Source organism: Aliinostoc maniaoense (assembly GCF_058172895.1).
Window position 1 is genome coordinate 5985847 of the sequence record NZ_CP187952.1, and the last position, 15490, is coordinate 6001336.

Sequence of the window (15490 nt, forward strand, 5' to 3'; positions counted from 1 at the left end):
TAGGGGTGTAGGGGTGTAAGGGTGTAGGGGTATTACCTGGATTCTTAGCCTAATTGTTGATTTTTCGTTGTCATCAGTCTGAAAATTACCTGTCTAATGCTGAGGCTACACCTGATACGAAAAAAACGGAGTCTCTTAGACAACCGTTTTTATGGGGATTGGTAATTGGGAAAGCCTTTAAGAGTTAACAGGTAATAGTCATTCAGATTTTTTCCTTTTATCAATTTCCTGTTGCAATTCTTCAATTTTGCGGCGTAATTCTTCTATTTCTTGGCTGGGAGTTTGGGCGTTGACATCCACTGCACCGGAGGCGGGCGATCGCTGATAGTTACCTCGGCGGATTTCTTGATATTCTGATGATGTTGCCCATTGCCGTAAATACTGCACTCTCTCAACTGGAAAAGGATGAGTCAGCATCATTCCTTGACCACCGTTGTACATTAAAAATTTATACACTTGATTGAGTCCATCATCATCTAGTGCCTGATAGTCTTCTGACTGCTGAATAAATTCTTTTAAACTACATTCATTGATATATTTGCTACTCCCACCAGACACTTTCATCATTGAAGACATCACAATATTTAAGTCATCAATAACTAACAATGCCGCTCTGTCTGCTGATAGCTCGGCTTTCCGTCGCCATTCAAAAAAGGCGTAAATCAAGGCTTGAGTGACTAAATTGCCAATACCAAAGGTTAATTCCCCGATTACCGAAGCGGCACTCATCGCCCACATCGCCATTTGGATTAAAATAGTATGACCACACTTAATATGTCCCAGTTCATGGGCTAACACCGCCCTAATTTCGGCTTCATCGAGTAAGTCTAGTATCCCTGTATTAATTACTATGTAAGGATGCTCTTGACCCAAAGCATAACTATTGGCTTGGGGATTTTGATCAACAAATAGTGCAGGTTCTGGATAAATATCCAAATCCCGCACACATTCACGAAACATCTGGTAAATAGTGGAATATTGACGCGGCCCGACTTGGATGGTGTTGCCCATAAGATAAACTAACTGAGGGCGTTCGTAAACAAATTCCACAAATTTACGAGCAATTAAATCAAATCCTGGTAAATTGCGTAAAGCTTGCTCGGCTTGGCGATCTAGTGGATGCCTAAAGGCTTCGCTGGAAATTCCTGTGTAAGTTGGCATAATTCAGGGTGATAAGTAATTAGTCATTAGTTATTTAGTCAAAAGTCCCAATTTTGATAGTGTTGAGCCTTGACTGTTGACTGTTGACTGTTGACAACCCACAACTGACAACATAATAGAAGTGGGGCAATTGGCACAATAAAGTCACTTTGTATGGGATTAAAAACGCGTGATTGAGGCAGAAGTTCATTTGTCATTGCATAACTTCCTGCGATCGCAGGCGGGGTTTCCTTCCTGGCCTCATCATTTGACGATGGCTCGGTTGGTAGCACGCGCCTTGCGTGTAGGACGGAGTGCCTTAATTCAAGTAGGGGCAGTTTGTGGCTACCAAGGACGGTATCGCACTAGTTTTATTGCCTCTGCTTTAATGTGGCATGAGCCTGTAATTATTGTTGCAACAGAAGCAGTGCAACAAAGATTACTACGAGTAGAAATTCCCCGCCTACAGCAATGGCTGCAAGTTAACAAACCAATCAGAACAGGTGACGCTTGGCCTGATCCTGAGTTCCAAGGGCTACTTCTCACCTCTCCAGAAGCTTGGTTAAAAGGTCAGCTGACATCTAGTGATAACTTTCCCCCTGGTATTCCCACAATTATCGACGGTGTGGATGATTTGGAAGATTGGGTACGTCATCAGCTTACCCAAACTATTCAACCCCAAGACTGGGATCAACTGATTCTAGCTTGTCCTCATCAAGCAGATTTGGTTCGTTCTGCAAGAGCTGAACTCACCCACGAAATATTCCAGCATCCTCCTAATCCCTATGAATGTTATTTGATTGCACAGTCAGAAGCAGATATTTTAAACTCTCTGTGTGCAGCTTTAGCATCCGTTGAAGGTGTTCCACCCGTTTGGCAACAATTTTTTCAGGAGTTTGCCAAACTCAATCATCATTCTTCTGATGTTCCCATTCCTCCCTCTCCTCCTTTGTTTTGGTCAACTGTTGCCCGTCGTCAAGGTTTATTTTCCTTGCACTACGCACCCTTAGAATTAGGCAGTATTCTCTCCCCCATTTGGCAAAGACAACCTGTAGTATTAGTGGGTAGTGCTTTAGAACCAGAAACCGAAGCACCTTTATTTCGGGAACGTTTGGGGTTAAATGATATTACTTGCTTGAAATTTGCCTCTGAGAGCCAATCAGAAGCCATTCAACTGCACATTCCTTATCAGTTACCTTTACCTAATACACCAGAATTTCAAGCAGCATTTATTCATAAAGTGCGGACACTGTTGTGTTTAAGTTCCACCGCACCAGGATTGACAGTTTTATTGGTGGGAGATGTACCACTCAAAGCCCAAGCTGGAGCAATTCTCGCCGCCGAATTTGGTTCACGGGTACAAGTAGAAAAAACTTGTTTAGATGACAATGGTATTTTGATCAGTGGTTGGGAATTTTGGCGAGAACATCAAGCTGTGTTACCTGCACCCCAATTGTTAATTATTGCAACTTTACCCCTGCCATCTTTAGAAAATCCCCTGGTGGCTGGTAGGGTAGCTTACTACAAGCGATCGCATCAAGACTGGTTTCGTTTATTTCTCTTGCCCACAGCTTTGAATGAATTACAAAGGGCAGTTGCACCTGTACGCGAAAGTCAAGGTATTGTGGCTTTACTTGATAGTCGTGTAGTCAACCGCAGCTACGGTTCTCAAATTCTATCAGCCCTTAGCCCTTTAGCACGTCTAAATTATTTAGATCCGAGTTTATTTGCTCAGGGCAATGACAAAAATTCTCTTTAGTTCGTTGATATTGAGCAATGTAAAGTTTAACTGCTATGAACTAACGGTAAAATACCTGTTGATATTGCCTGATAGCCTACATCGAATTGTGGATTTCTGATTATGGGTGAAGCAAAGCGTCGCAAACAAGCACTTCAAGAAGGATATGGTCAAGAGACTCGAATCTTGCCTTGGGTTCCTATCACCAAAAACCAAGCAGAACTATTTATGAAGTGGACAACTCGTGGTACTTGGGTCTGTATTGGTGTTCTAGTTGTCCTGTGGGTAACTATCCGGTTTATTGGGCCGGCCTTTGGCTGGTGGCAAGTGGTTTAACAGTGAACAGTTATCAGTTCAATATGAGGCTGAATCTAGGCTGTTGACTCTGTGGCTTTTCAGGGGTGAAAAATTCATGCACAATCCTTTCCTTATTTAAGTAATGAGTAATGAGTAATGAGTAAATAGCCATTACTTATTACTTATTGAATTTGGTTCACCGATGATGACACCAAAACTTTATGAATAAAGAATAGGTAAATCTCATCAAGGTCAACACCCTAGGCTGAATCCCCCAATCTAGTGCTGATAACTGTTCAGTGATTTGATTGCCTTACTTCACGTTTCTTAAAACAACAACATCGGAATTGATTTAGTCTTAAAGTTATTAAATTAGCTAAAACATCTCTAAATCCTGGAGTTTACTTGATTTTTCAAGCTAACTCTATTCACACCTGTATTTATTTATAACCATCGTTAGAGTGACTAACTTCAACTCTCCCGTATGATTGGCTAACAGAGTTGAGGAAAAATTCACCTAGTGGCATTTTGAAGTATAAATAAATCTGATTGTAGATTTCATCTTGAATACTTATGTGATCAATCACATAGCCAAAGATTGAAAATCTATCTTCCCAATCAAGCGTCAACCGTTAACGCTATATTCCAGACCGAGGACGTGAGTTATCTACCTTATCTCACCTTACATATATAGGAGATTTGTAACGTTTACAACCAATCAAAGCTGACATTGGCTTTCTTGCCGTTATGATTACTGGAATTGACTGTAAAAAGCTTGTGGTTGGCAATCCGTGGTTTTTCTGTGGTAAACCAACGCTAAAGCTAGGTTAATGTTAGAGCGATGCCTGCGGCGGGCTACGCCTACGCTGCCACTAATCAAAGTAACGGACAGATTTTTGTAAAGACAACATTAAGTTTACCAATTCTGCCTGCTAACTTGAATTTGCAAACTGAATAGTTTGATACGGCAACAGATGCAGTTTTCTCTTAACCTAAGCCAAGGTAGCTAATTAACTACTAAATGAATATCTGGTAATTGTAATGAATAGTTTACAATACCAAAGGATGAGAAAATCTAAAGAAAATATAAAAACGACTCAAATGACTGTGGTGTCTGGAGGACAAAAGTGTTTCTAAGACTAGCGCATCAACATCGGCAATTCGTCCAAGACTTGGTAATGAACCTACAAGCCTTGGCAATTGTACTAGAACGGCGGGGATATCCTGCATCTTGTTACACCTGCGGCGACCAAATGAACAGTGCTTCATTTATGGTCAGCCTGGGAAATAATCACCTGATTCGGTTTTTAGTATCCGACTATGGGATCACCTGGACAGAAATGCGGGATGATCGGGAATTAATGAAATTAGAAGGAGCGGAAGCAATTAACCAGTTGCAAGAACTAGCCAATCTAGTTAAGCAACCTACACCAGTCATTACTAGTGGTAAGGTTTTAGCAAAAAGAAGTTAGAAATAGCTGTTTTACAGCATTCATGACAAGATAACTCAAATTATCGACGCTCAAGTTGAGAATCGATTCAATTTTGTTTGAAAATTCTTAGTTTGCCCTAATTAGCAATTTTTCATAGCAGTTAACCTTCATTGTCAGTAGTTGATTAGCTGTATGTTTTGCTGTGTCTGATGTTGAGTTCAGAATCTAGGGTAATACCAATTTTGGATTTTGGATTTTGGATTAAAAGCCTAGATTCTTAGACTATTCCAGAATCTCGAAACAATACTACCTATCTCAATTCGGTATAATTCGTAATTTCCCCACTCCCAACAGCCAGAAATAGCTGCTTGAATTACGAATTACGAATTACGAATTACGAATTATTTACAGTCCATTCCCAATTAAAATGAAAGATGCCCAATAGTATGGGTGATTCAAACTACCAATGTTAGTTGGTGAAATAGCTTTGTTATTTTTGACAAAATCCCCTGTAATTAATTCAATTTGGGCTTTTTGTAAGGCTGTAGCTTTCGTAATATTGCCCTGAGCTAGTTTGTCATAAAAAGCACTCATTAAAACTTGAGTCCCGCCATCATCTACAGTCCACAGTGATGCAATAGCGGACTTAGCACCAGTTTTTTGAATTTGGTAGCCAAAGCCTAAAATTTCTTGACCGTTACCTAACTGACCGCCTAAACCAGTTTCACAGGCACTCAAAACAACTAAATCTACCCTGGGTAATGACCAAGTAGCAATATTAGCGAGGTTTACGCGATCGCCATTACCAAATAAAATAAATGAGTCTTGCGGCTTACCAACAACAAACGCTGCATGAGTTGCCAAATGCACAATTGGGTAATCATCCATTTGTGGAACTGTCACTTCGGGACTAAAAGCTTGATTGAAAAGTGTCTTAGTTTGGGGGAAAGTAGACGCTAGAGTTTTAACTTCTATCCCTGCAAATGGTAAACCAGAAAAAGCAACCCGACGATTACCCAAAGCTACTTGATAGCTACCTTGAGTAAAAGCACCAGCTAAAATGCGTAACTCTTGTTGTGGCGGTGTGTTCAAGTTAATCAAACTGGCGGCGGTAATATGATTGACACTGAAACGCTCAACTAGCCATTGTTTGCCATCATACAAGGCCGATAACGGGATATAGCGTAACTTGCCATCGGGTGCATACATTAGAGTTTGTGTCCCCGCCTGTTGGAGTTCTGTTTCTAGGGGTTTAATTAGCCAGTTATACAATTGGCGTGCAGGTGTTTTAATATCCCGACTAGGATTTGTTAAGGCTTGACGAAAAGCTTTAATACTCTGATGAAGTTGTTCTTCCTTAACTGCTACTGTGCGATGAATTGGCGGTGACTCTGGTGTCACTAAGACTAATTCCAAACTGTCTTGAAGAACTAAGGGATAAATAATCGCTGATTTTTGCGGTAATCGAGCTAAATCATCACGAATAGCATTAATACTTTGTAAATCTAAATTTTGCTGCCTAGCAGTCTGATTGAGTTGTTGTAGTTGTGCAGTAACATTGGGACTAGAGAGAAATTGCTGAAAGGCTTGTAAGAGTTGCTGTTGTTGTGTCACCAATTCCTGGAGGCGTTGGGTTTGTTGTGGCGATCGCGCTTGGGGTGATATTGTTCTTAATCTGGTGAGTTCTTTACCTAGTGCTACAGCATTATCTAAAGTCTGGTCTAGTTTTTGCTTAACTGGTTTTTCGCCTGAGACAATATTAATACCTTTAGCAGTCCGTTGATTACCGGGGACATTCTCCAGATATTGTTGTAATTCTTCAACTTTGAGTAAATCGATTGCTGTTTGTGCTTCGTTGACACGTCCTTGTTTGAGCAACTTTTCACCCAAAAGGCGATATGTTTGAGCTACAGTAATACTATAAGCATCTGGTTGTGGTGTAGAAAACACAGATGGTTGCAAGCGTGCTAACTCACGGTTAATTAGACAATGCTTGTAGAAAAAAATTGCTAACTCTGGTTTTTGTTGAAGTTTGAATAAATGACCAATATTACTATAAGTTTTACCTAACTGGACGCGATCGCCAATTTCTCGATTAATGACCAGAGCTTGCAGATAAACTGGTAATGCGAGAGAATACTGACCTTGAGATTGGTGAACTCTACCGATATTATTCAGAGTCACCGCTTCCCAAAATGGCGATGAGATTGTTCTACTAATGGTTAAAGCTTGCTGTAGCTTGGTTAATGCCGAAGCAAATTCTTCTTGTTGAGATTGAGCGAGTGCTTGTATATTTAACTGCTCGATCAAATTCTGTTCCTCGTTGTAAGATTTTACCTGAGCATTAATCGTCACCCGTTGATTGTTTGTTTCTAATGTTCCACAACTTACCAGCAGAACCAAAGGTAAAGCTATAATTTGAAAATGCTTAAGATTAGTTCCCATAAAAAAAACACTCCTTTGATTGGGGAGTGTAAATACTAATCACTGAAATTAATATTATAATTCAATACCTTTTTATGCTATTCCAGATGTGGAAAAAACTAGCGATAGAGAAAATTGAAGATGTCTCAAGAACAATCTAGCCAAGCACAACTCCCACCTACCACTGCTATAGAAATCCCCTCCATTAGTGAATTTGATACTTGGTTTACATATCCTGTGAAAGTCCATCCCCACCACACAGATTATGCAGGTGTGGTTTGGCACGGTAATTATATTACCTGGATGGAAGAAGCACGCATAGAATGTTTGCGATCTATTGGTATCGATTATACTGATTTAGTAGCTTTGGGCTGCGATTTACCAGTTGTAGAACTTTCTGTCCGTTATCATCGTGCTATTCAGTTAGGCATGGCGGTACTAGTCAAAACTCGCATGGCGGAAGTAACCGGTGTGCGGATGAATTGGGATTATGCGATCGTTTCGCCTGATGGACAACAACTATATGCTACTGCCAAAGTGACTTTAGTAGGTTTAGATAGAGAAAGAGGTAAGATTATGCGTCAGTTACCTGCTAGCGTTCAGGATGCCTTAGCCAAAATTGCTGCACCGAAAAATAATTGATTTAGAAAATATCATGCAGTAAGTAGAACGGCGTGAATAATTCAAGGTTTGTAGTAGGGACTTTAGTCCTCTCTTAAGGGCTAAAGCCCTTACTACAAGCTAATTCAATTAAATTTTACACTACTTAATGTAGTTTGTTTTTTTCTCGCCGACTTACTTAGAGATGGTATAAGTTATCATCTCTACTTGCCAAGATCAATTTGTGATACTGTTTGAGCTAACTTGGTGATCTGATACCAAATATCTTGGGGCGTAATGCCAAAACCGATATTTAATAAAATGAGAATTGCGGCAATAGTTAACGCGTTACTAATAGTCGCTTTTAATACTTTCCAAACTATGATAAATACGATCCAAGCTAAAATTAAGGTGGGAATCATATAAGTTTCAGTGCTGTATATTCAAGGTTTTGAGAATGTTTAATGATCACAAAAGTCTTGATTCCAAACTTAAATTTCCAAAATTACTTGCATAATTTTGTTACTATGTGTTATTGTTGACTATGGGACTTATATTTTAATAAGTAAAATCAAGACTAATTAACGCCTAATAATTATACACTAAGCAACCACAGCCATTCCGGAATAACAGCAAGCTTTTTTAGACATAATTAGTAAAAATAATTTTCTTTTTTAGTAGTTAAATATAAGAATTATCTGTGAGTAAATATTAAAAAATTTGAGGGTGGTGTGATGTAGTCACCATCCTCTATGTTTTTGTAAAATCTAATACGACCTATTAGGAATAGCACACAGTTATAAATCGGCAAAAACTGGAGATTGTATAACTTAGTCTGGTGTTGAATTTCCTATCTTACTAGCTTTTTAGCCGACAGAAATTATCCGGGGTTCGGCTGCTAAATTTTTAGTAGCAGTTAATACTTCTTGTCTAGCCCATTGATCTGCTGCCAAAATGTCATCTAAAGCAGGATTTGCACAGTTATCATGTTGATGGCGATCGCACACCCATTCAATACAGCGAGGAATATCTAAAAATCTGATTTTTTCTTCCAGGAATAAAGCCACCGCCTGTTCATTAGCAGCATTCAACACAGCAGGCATTGAACCGCCAGCCTTACCAGCCGCATAAGCCAAGCGCATACACGGATACTTTTGATGATCTGGTTCGCGGAAAGTAAGATTACCAGCTTTGACTAAATCTAGTCGTTCCCAGTCAGTATAGACACGCTCTGGCCAAGACAGGGCATACAGCAGAGGTAAACGCATATCTGGCCAGCCTAATTGTGCTAAGACAGAAGTATCTTGTAATTCAATTAGGGAGTGAATAATGCTTTGGGGATGGATGACAATTTCGATATCTTCGTAATCTAAGCCAAATAAGAAATGAGCTTCAATTACTTCCAAACCTTTATTCATCAAAGTAGCAGAATCAACGGTGATTTTACGTCCCATTGACCAGTTAGGATGTTTAAGAGCATCAGCCACTGTTACCTCTGCTAACCTGTTTACATCCCAGTCACGGAATGCTCCCCCAGAAGCAGTGAGTAAAATCCGCCGCAAGCCACCTTTGGGTACACCTTGCAGACATTGAAAAATAGCCGAATGCTCAGAATCAGCCGGGAGTAATTTAACACCGTGTTTTTCCACTAAAGGTAAAACTACTGGGCCACCCGCGATGAGAGTTTCTTTATTTGCTAAGGCAATATCTTTACCAGCTTCAATGGCAGCGATAGTTGGCAACAACCCAGCACAACCCACAATACCTGTCACCACAGTTTCAGCATCACCATAGCGAGCGACTTCGATGACACCAGCTTCACCACCAAGTAAAATGGGTTGGGGATCAAGGTCTTGCAAAGCTGCTTGTAGTGCTGGTAATTTTTCTGCGGCTGAAATTGCGGCTATTTGTGGTCGAAATTGCCGAATTTGGGCTGCTAGCATTTCCACATTGCTCCCAGCCGCCAACCCCACAATCCGAAACTGATCTGGGTACTGAGTGACAATATCTAAAGTCTGAGTACCGATTGAGCCGGTAGAACCAACAAGAGTTATAGCTTTCACAATTGCTTAAGAATGTACAGATAACTCTCACTATAAATTGCTTGGGACGCATTCAGCACAGCGATCGCCACAATCCATACTGGGTTTTATCTGGTAAATCCACCACTCACACAAAAGAAAATTAGTATTTTAATATACTAAAACTACGAAGATAAAGACTGACAATGACAAAATCGGTAGTACATAACTTTTAGTGTTGATTTGAGTCAATATCAGTGTAAAATTTCACTTTTAATCAAGTTATTGCAAACATAGATAAAACGATCTAAAACACAAGTTCATGGCGAGAGTTCAGATATTAATCAGAAAATTTTTATGGAAAAATCATCTTTTTTTCCCTGTAACAATGTGGTTTCTCAGTCGAGTAATTATCTGGACTACCATGTTATTGGTGACACCAAGATTGTCTGCATCTAGCAATTGGCACTGGGGAATATTCGACGCTTGGGATGGTATCCATTATCGAGCGATCGCTACTACTGGTTACGAATTTATTGATGATGGCAAACAACATAATTTAGCTTTCTTTCCCCTGTTTCCCTTCACTATCAGGGTTTTAATGCAATTTGGCCTATCTTTTGAAGTCGCAGGATTGGTAATCAATAACTTGGCATTTTTGGCAGCCCTTTACTGCTTGTACTTATGGCTCAAGGAGTGCTATGGCACAAAAATTGCTCAGTGGGGTACTGCTGTACTGTGTTGGTATCCAGCTTCAATGTTTACTGGTGTAATTTATACAGAAGGACTATATTTATTTTTAAGTACAGCGACTTTACGAGCTTTTGATCAAAAACAATATGGCTGGATGGCAATTTGGGGAGCAATGGCTACAGCTACACGTCCCACAGGGTTAGCTTTGATACCAGCATTGCTGATGGCAGCCATTAAAGAACGTAGAAGTGCGATCGCTTATCTGGCTAGTTTAGCCTCTGCTACAGGTGTATTATTATTTAGTGTCTACTGTACCATCCGATTTCATGACCCTCTAGCCTTTATCGCTGCTCAAAGGGGTTGGCGGCCTTCTTTGGGATTTGACTGGCAAGGGTGGTTAAATATGTTAATGCAAATTATCTTAGGCGAAAAAAACTGGAAATTTGGCTGGGTAGAGGCTTCATCAGGTTTGATTAATGATCCTTGGCATCCTCTAATTTTTGTCTTGATTTGTCTTAGTGGTTATGGTTTATACCACTTCCGTAAATCCTTGATTGCTGCCAAAATAGGGTATGGCTTTTACGCTGTAATTTTATTATTGCTGATCTGGGTTAACCTCAGTTTCATCAATCAACTACTCAATACTTTTATGATTTTGGGTGGTATTTGCTTTCTGTGGTATTGCCGTCAAAAACTCACCGCAGTCACTATTTTCTACGGCTTTTGTGGCGTTGGCTTGCTGTTAGCCTCTGGCGGAACTATATCCCTGAGTCGTCTAGCTTATGGAATTGTGCCTTTGAGTGTAGGCATGGGTATTTTACTATCTCGCCATCCCCGTTTCGGTTCTTTCACCTTGGGTTTATTTGTCGTCTTACTCGCTAAACTTGCTGTTGGATTTGCTCAAGAACAATGGGTAGGATAAGAGCAAGAAAAATCCATTAGCAATCTCATTTAATGGTAAATTCAAGGGTGTAAGAGGATGTTTGAAAAGTGTTTCGCTGTGTTTTTAAACACTTGTTGATCCCCCCTAACCCGCCTTGAAAAAAGCTAAGGTGTACACACATCTTTGTGCTGAGTAAAAAATGTGGCTTGATCCCCCCTAGCCCCCCTTAAAAAAGGGGGAACAAGAATCAAAGTCCCCCTTTTTTAAGGGGGATTTAGGGGGATCTGAAAGTATTTGATACATCACCAGAAACTTTTCAAAAAACCTATCAGTTGAGTAGGGGTTTAAACATTACTCATTACTCATTACTCATTACTCATTACTCATTACTCATTACTCATTACTCATTACTCATTACTCATTACTCATTACTCATTACTCATTACTCATTACTCATTAACACCCAAAAATACATCTGTATATTATTTCTTTGGTGCAACGAGTGTAAAATTATGAAATGTGCCTAAATCTTGATACCCAGATAAATTTATTTGTTGCAAAGATATGTTATCTAGCAGCAAATTATATTTATCCAGCATGAGCTTTTGTAAAGTAGGTATAGTGGCAGGAACAACCCGACAATCACAATAAAAATCTAAACTAGGACGACTATAAGCAAAAGAAGTATAAATTTTCGTTCCTGGTGAAACATTGGCACGAATTAAGGCAGCGACTGGTTTAACAGGGAAAGCCTCGTTTAATTCCCAAATCCAAGATTGCGAACTCATCAACAAAATTAAAACTAAATACATTCCAGCAAATAAAACTGGAATAGAATTGCGATCGCCTCTATTCACTAACCATGCTACACTACCCATACTGATAGCTAGAATCATGCTCATCACTATTAAAACAGGCTGAGGATCATTAGTAGCAAAGTAAACACAACCTCCTAAGCCTGCCATCGATAACACAATAAATATTGATGTCCAAAGTCTCCCTTGAAGATGTCTATTTTGCCAGATTTCGCTAATTTCTGCACCAATTGCTAAAGCTAAAAATGGATATACAGGTATCACATACCAGGGAAGTTTGGTATTCATCAGAGAAATTGTTCCTAAATAGATGATTGTCCCTACCAGTACCAAACAACCCCAAGTAGTATGACGCTGTTTCCCAGCTAGATAAAAACCCCCAGGTAAAAATAGTAGCCAAGGAAAACCATATTTGATAATTTCCACTAAATAGTACCAAGGAAGACCAGTATTACCCTCAACAGATTGTGTGATTCTGTTAAAACTTTGGTTTTGTAAGTTGATTGCTAAAAAACTCTGGCCATAATGCTGCCACTGTGCAATATACCACGCGATCGCAGGCAAACTTCCTAAGAATATTCCTATCCACAAATAACGATTTTTCAACCAAGATAATTTTCTATTTATTAAGATGAATAAACTAACAATTCCCCCCAATAATAAAACCATCACTCCTTTTGTGAGAGCAATTAACCCCAAACCAAATCCGATACCTAAAGCATAACGTGGGTTTTTACCTGCTTTAAATAGACAAAAAAGCACCAGTAAGAAAAAAGTCACGAGCGCACCATCCAACATTGCCAACCTGCCATGACGGACTACAGGTAACATGGTCATGTAAACTAAAGCTGCAAATAAAGCTGGTAAATTACATGGAAAAATCAATCTTCCCACTGAGAACAACAAAGGTACACCTAAAGCAGTTAATACTGCACCAGGTAAACGTGTTGTCCATTCATTCACACCGCCTATAGAATAAGCCCCAGCAATCAGTAAGTGTATTAATGGTGGTTTATTATGATACGGTTCTCCTGCTAAGGTTGGATAAAGCCAACCCATCGCACCACTAGGGGAACGCCAAATTTCCCGCGCGACTTGTGCTATTGTTCCCTCATCCCAATCCCGTAAAGGTGAGTTACCCAAGCATATTAGCCACAGCAGCAAAGATAACACCCATAAGCTTAACAGCCATTCTTGTTGTCGGAATGGACGCATATTAAAAAATCTAGATACTGTTTTTATCAGAACTTTAATTTATTTTTATACTCTTTCCGTATGATTAATTATAATATCTAACCGATAAGCAAAAATCTCTATAATTCATAATGGTAGCAATAATTGCATGGCAAATGGCGGCTTACTGTAGCTAGCTAAGTTTATAACAAGATTAAGGTTCAAAACCGAGTGAAATTGAGCGCGATATCTCCGTTGCTCCCTGAGTTGAAGTTTTACCGCTTGTGGGTAGTTTTTCTCCTCTACTCACCTCCTCAAGAGCTTTTCACTTCCTAGCTGCTTTGAGGTAGGAGCTAGGTGAAACTTACCTCTGTTGTGGGTTAGTTTGTGAATGTATGCCTATACTGAGTCGTAATTCATAACACTAACTAAGTAAAAAAAGATACTAATTCAATTTAGTTCTTGATTTCTTCCATGACTAATGATATCGGTTCAAAACTTAAGCTTTCTCTTAACTAATTTCAGTAATTATACTGTAACAACATATATTTAATTTTAATATTAATAATGTAGGAACTTACGGTAATTAGAGATTTAAAAGAGATTTGGTTAATTAACTCACTATTGATATCGCTAGCTTTCTATGATCTATCTATGATCATAGAGAAATTTCCACATTTACTAACATACTTGGAACAAAAGGATAAAAAAGGTATATGGATTAACTAATAAAAAACTATTATCTATGAGAAACTATGCTGATAAGACTCTAGTCTATATATTCGATATGGAATCAAATTTCGTATTTACACAGCTAAAAATTTAACGTTTTCTTCATTAGGTAATAATGGTGTTAAATATTAAGATATATATGATTCTTTCCAGCCTACTAGATTTTCTAGCATAGTCAGTAGTTTTCCTAGAATCAATATCTTAAACTTCTCATCTTTTATTAAAGATATACGTAACAGCTCATGCTGTTTTTACTCATAAAAAATTTGTACTAATTAAGGTATAATTAATTACGTTTTTTCTGAGTATTCATCCTTGATTCTCAAAGCCAACAACTAAAGCTGTGACGCTTGATGATGAATCTAGGAAAATTTAAACAACTACAAACATTTTTAAGAGGCTATATCGAATATAAGTATCGAACGGTAGATGTATTGCTGATAGTGGGAGCTAATACAGCAAGAATATGATTTTTTAATTTCTGTAAATCTGTATTCAAATTTCAGGATTATCCGAGATTATCTAAGTATCTACATATTGGCATTGGAATGTGTTAAAAATCACCTGAAAGTGGTGATTGATGGTTATAACCTTGGAGGAGCTAGGCAGTGGAAAACAACAAACAGTTAATATGGCCGCAAGGAATATTATTTGGGCTGTTTGCTTTAAGTGTGAGCTTGAGTATTGGTTTGATGATGTTAGTTAAACCTAATACTTCTGATGCTCAAAGCAGACAAACTATCAATGTCAGCAATATACCCGTTACTGCTGCCAAAATAGGAACTCAAAAGCGGATTGAAAGCTTAAAAGAAATCATGCTGACAAGTTGGCAACAACAAGCACAAACTAAGGGGCTTTCTTACGTTTTGTCACCACGCTTTCAAGGTGCAACCATTAAGTCAGCAAAACTTAGCCAAAATCAAAAGGTGATTGCTTTGACGTTTGATGATGGCCCTTGGCCTCAATCTACAGCACAAGTACTAGATATTCTTAAAAAAAACAACGTCAAAGGCACATTTTTTGTAGTTGGGCAGAATATCAAACATTATCCAGACTTACTTAAGCGCGTAGTGGCTGAAGGTCATGCAATTGGCAATCACACTTGGCATCATCGCTATCATTTTATGAATCCCCAAGTGGCTGCTTATGAAGTAGCTAACACAACAGATTTAATTTATAAAGTTACTGGTGTAAAAACAAATTTATTTCGTCCACCCGGAGGAATCATGAATAATGGGGTGGCTAGTTACGCAAGAAATAGTAAATACGCTATTATTATGTGGTCTTCTGACTCTATTGATTATTCTCAGCCTAGAGTTCCAAATTTAATTAATAACGTCTTTAGAACCGCAGCACCTGGTGGAATTGTACTAATGCACGATGGTGGTGGCAATCGTTCTCGAACTGTAGAGGCTTTACCAGGAATTATTAGTAAGTTTCGCAGCCAGGGTTATAGCTTTGTGACTGTTCCAGAACTTTTAGAAATGCAAGATAAAGAGCAAAAAACAATAGCGAATAAAAAATAATTCGTAATTCGTAAT

At 38.9% G+C, this 15490-nt stretch carries 11 protein-coding genes; 6 read left to right on the plus strand and 5 right to left on the minus strand.

Going from position 1 to position 15490, the window contains the following annotated elements:
- Positions 1–198: 198 nt before the first annotated feature.
- A complete protein-coding gene (locus tag ACPZ3T_RS26190; protein WP_490272347.1) occupies positions 199–1161 on the minus strand; it encodes a M48 family metalloprotease in 963 nt (320 codons plus the stop codon).
- A gap of 169 nt (positions 1162–1330) precedes the next feature.
- Here ACPZ3T_RS26190 and ACPZ3T_RS26195 point away from each other — a divergent pair, with 169 nt between their 5' ends.
- From ACPZ3T_RS26195 to ACPZ3T_RS26205, 3 genes are all read left to right on the plus strand, one after another.
- A complete protein-coding gene (locus ACPZ3T_RS26195; RefSeq protein ID WP_490272348.1) occupies positions 1331–2899 on the plus strand; it encodes a helicase C-terminal domain-containing protein in 1569 nt (522 codons plus the stop codon).
- A gap of 102 nt (positions 2900–3001) precedes the next feature.
- Positions 3002–3214, plus strand: a complete 213-nt coding sequence (locus tag ACPZ3T_RS26200) for a DUF2839 domain-containing protein (protein ID WP_490272349.1) — start codon at positions 3002–3004, stop codon at positions 3212–3214.
- A gap of 1088 nt (positions 3215–4302) precedes the next feature.
- A complete protein-coding gene (locus tag ACPZ3T_RS26205) occupies positions 4303–4647 on the plus strand; it encodes a DUF1815 family protein (protein ID WP_490272350.1) in 345 nt (114 codons plus the stop codon).
- A gap of 366 nt (positions 4648–5013) precedes the next feature.
- On the opposite strand, the gene ACPZ3T_RS26210 is transcribed toward ACPZ3T_RS26205, so the two are convergent.
- Positions 5014–7053, minus strand: a complete 2040-nt coding sequence (locus ACPZ3T_RS26210) for a CHAT domain-containing protein (protein WP_490272351.1) — start codon at positions 7051–7053, stop codon at positions 5014–5016.
- A 120-nt stretch (positions 7054–7173) separates the two neighbouring features.
- Between ACPZ3T_RS26210 and ACPZ3T_RS26215 the strand changes: the two genes are divergently transcribed.
- Positions 7174–7674: an acyl-CoA thioesterase gene (locus ACPZ3T_RS26215; protein ID WP_490272352.1), complete on the plus strand. Its 501-nt coding sequence runs from the start codon at positions 7174–7176 to the stop codon at positions 7672–7674.
- 182 nt (positions 7675–7856) lie between these two features.
- Here the strand turns inward: ACPZ3T_RS26215 and ACPZ3T_RS26220 are convergent, their stop codons facing one another.
- Positions 7857–8054, minus strand: coding sequence for a hypothetical protein (locus ACPZ3T_RS26220; protein ID WP_490272353.1), 198 nt, complete (start codon positions 8052–8054; stop codon positions 7857–7859).
- Between the two features lie 444 nt (positions 8055–8498).
- Positions 8499–9695, minus strand: coding sequence for a 1-deoxy-D-xylulose-5-phosphate reductoisomerase (dxr, locus tag ACPZ3T_RS26225; RefSeq protein WP_490272354.1), 1197 nt, complete (start codon positions 9693–9695; stop codon positions 8499–8501).
- Positions 9696–9975: 280 nt separating this feature from the next.
- Between dxr and ACPZ3T_RS26230 the strand changes: the two genes are divergently transcribed.
- Positions 9976–11268: a mannosyltransferase family protein gene (locus tag ACPZ3T_RS26230; RefSeq protein WP_490272355.1), complete on the plus strand. Its 1293-nt coding sequence runs from the start codon at positions 9976–9978 to the stop codon at positions 11266–11268.
- Between the two features lie 443 nt (positions 11269–11711).
- On the opposite strand, the gene ACPZ3T_RS26235 is transcribed toward ACPZ3T_RS26230, so the two are convergent.
- On the minus strand, positions 11712–13259 hold the full coding sequence (locus ACPZ3T_RS26235; RefSeq protein ID WP_490272356.1) for an ArnT family glycosyltransferase: 1548 nt from the start codon (positions 13257–13259) through the stop codon (positions 11712–11714).
- Between the two features lie 1298 nt (positions 13260–14557).
- Between ACPZ3T_RS26235 and ACPZ3T_RS26240 the strand changes: the two genes are divergently transcribed.
- Positions 14558–15475, plus strand: coding sequence for a polysaccharide deacetylase family protein (locus tag ACPZ3T_RS26240; RefSeq protein ID WP_490272357.1), 918 nt, complete (start codon positions 14558–14560; stop codon positions 15473–15475).
- Positions 15476–15490: the final 15 nt, after the last annotated feature.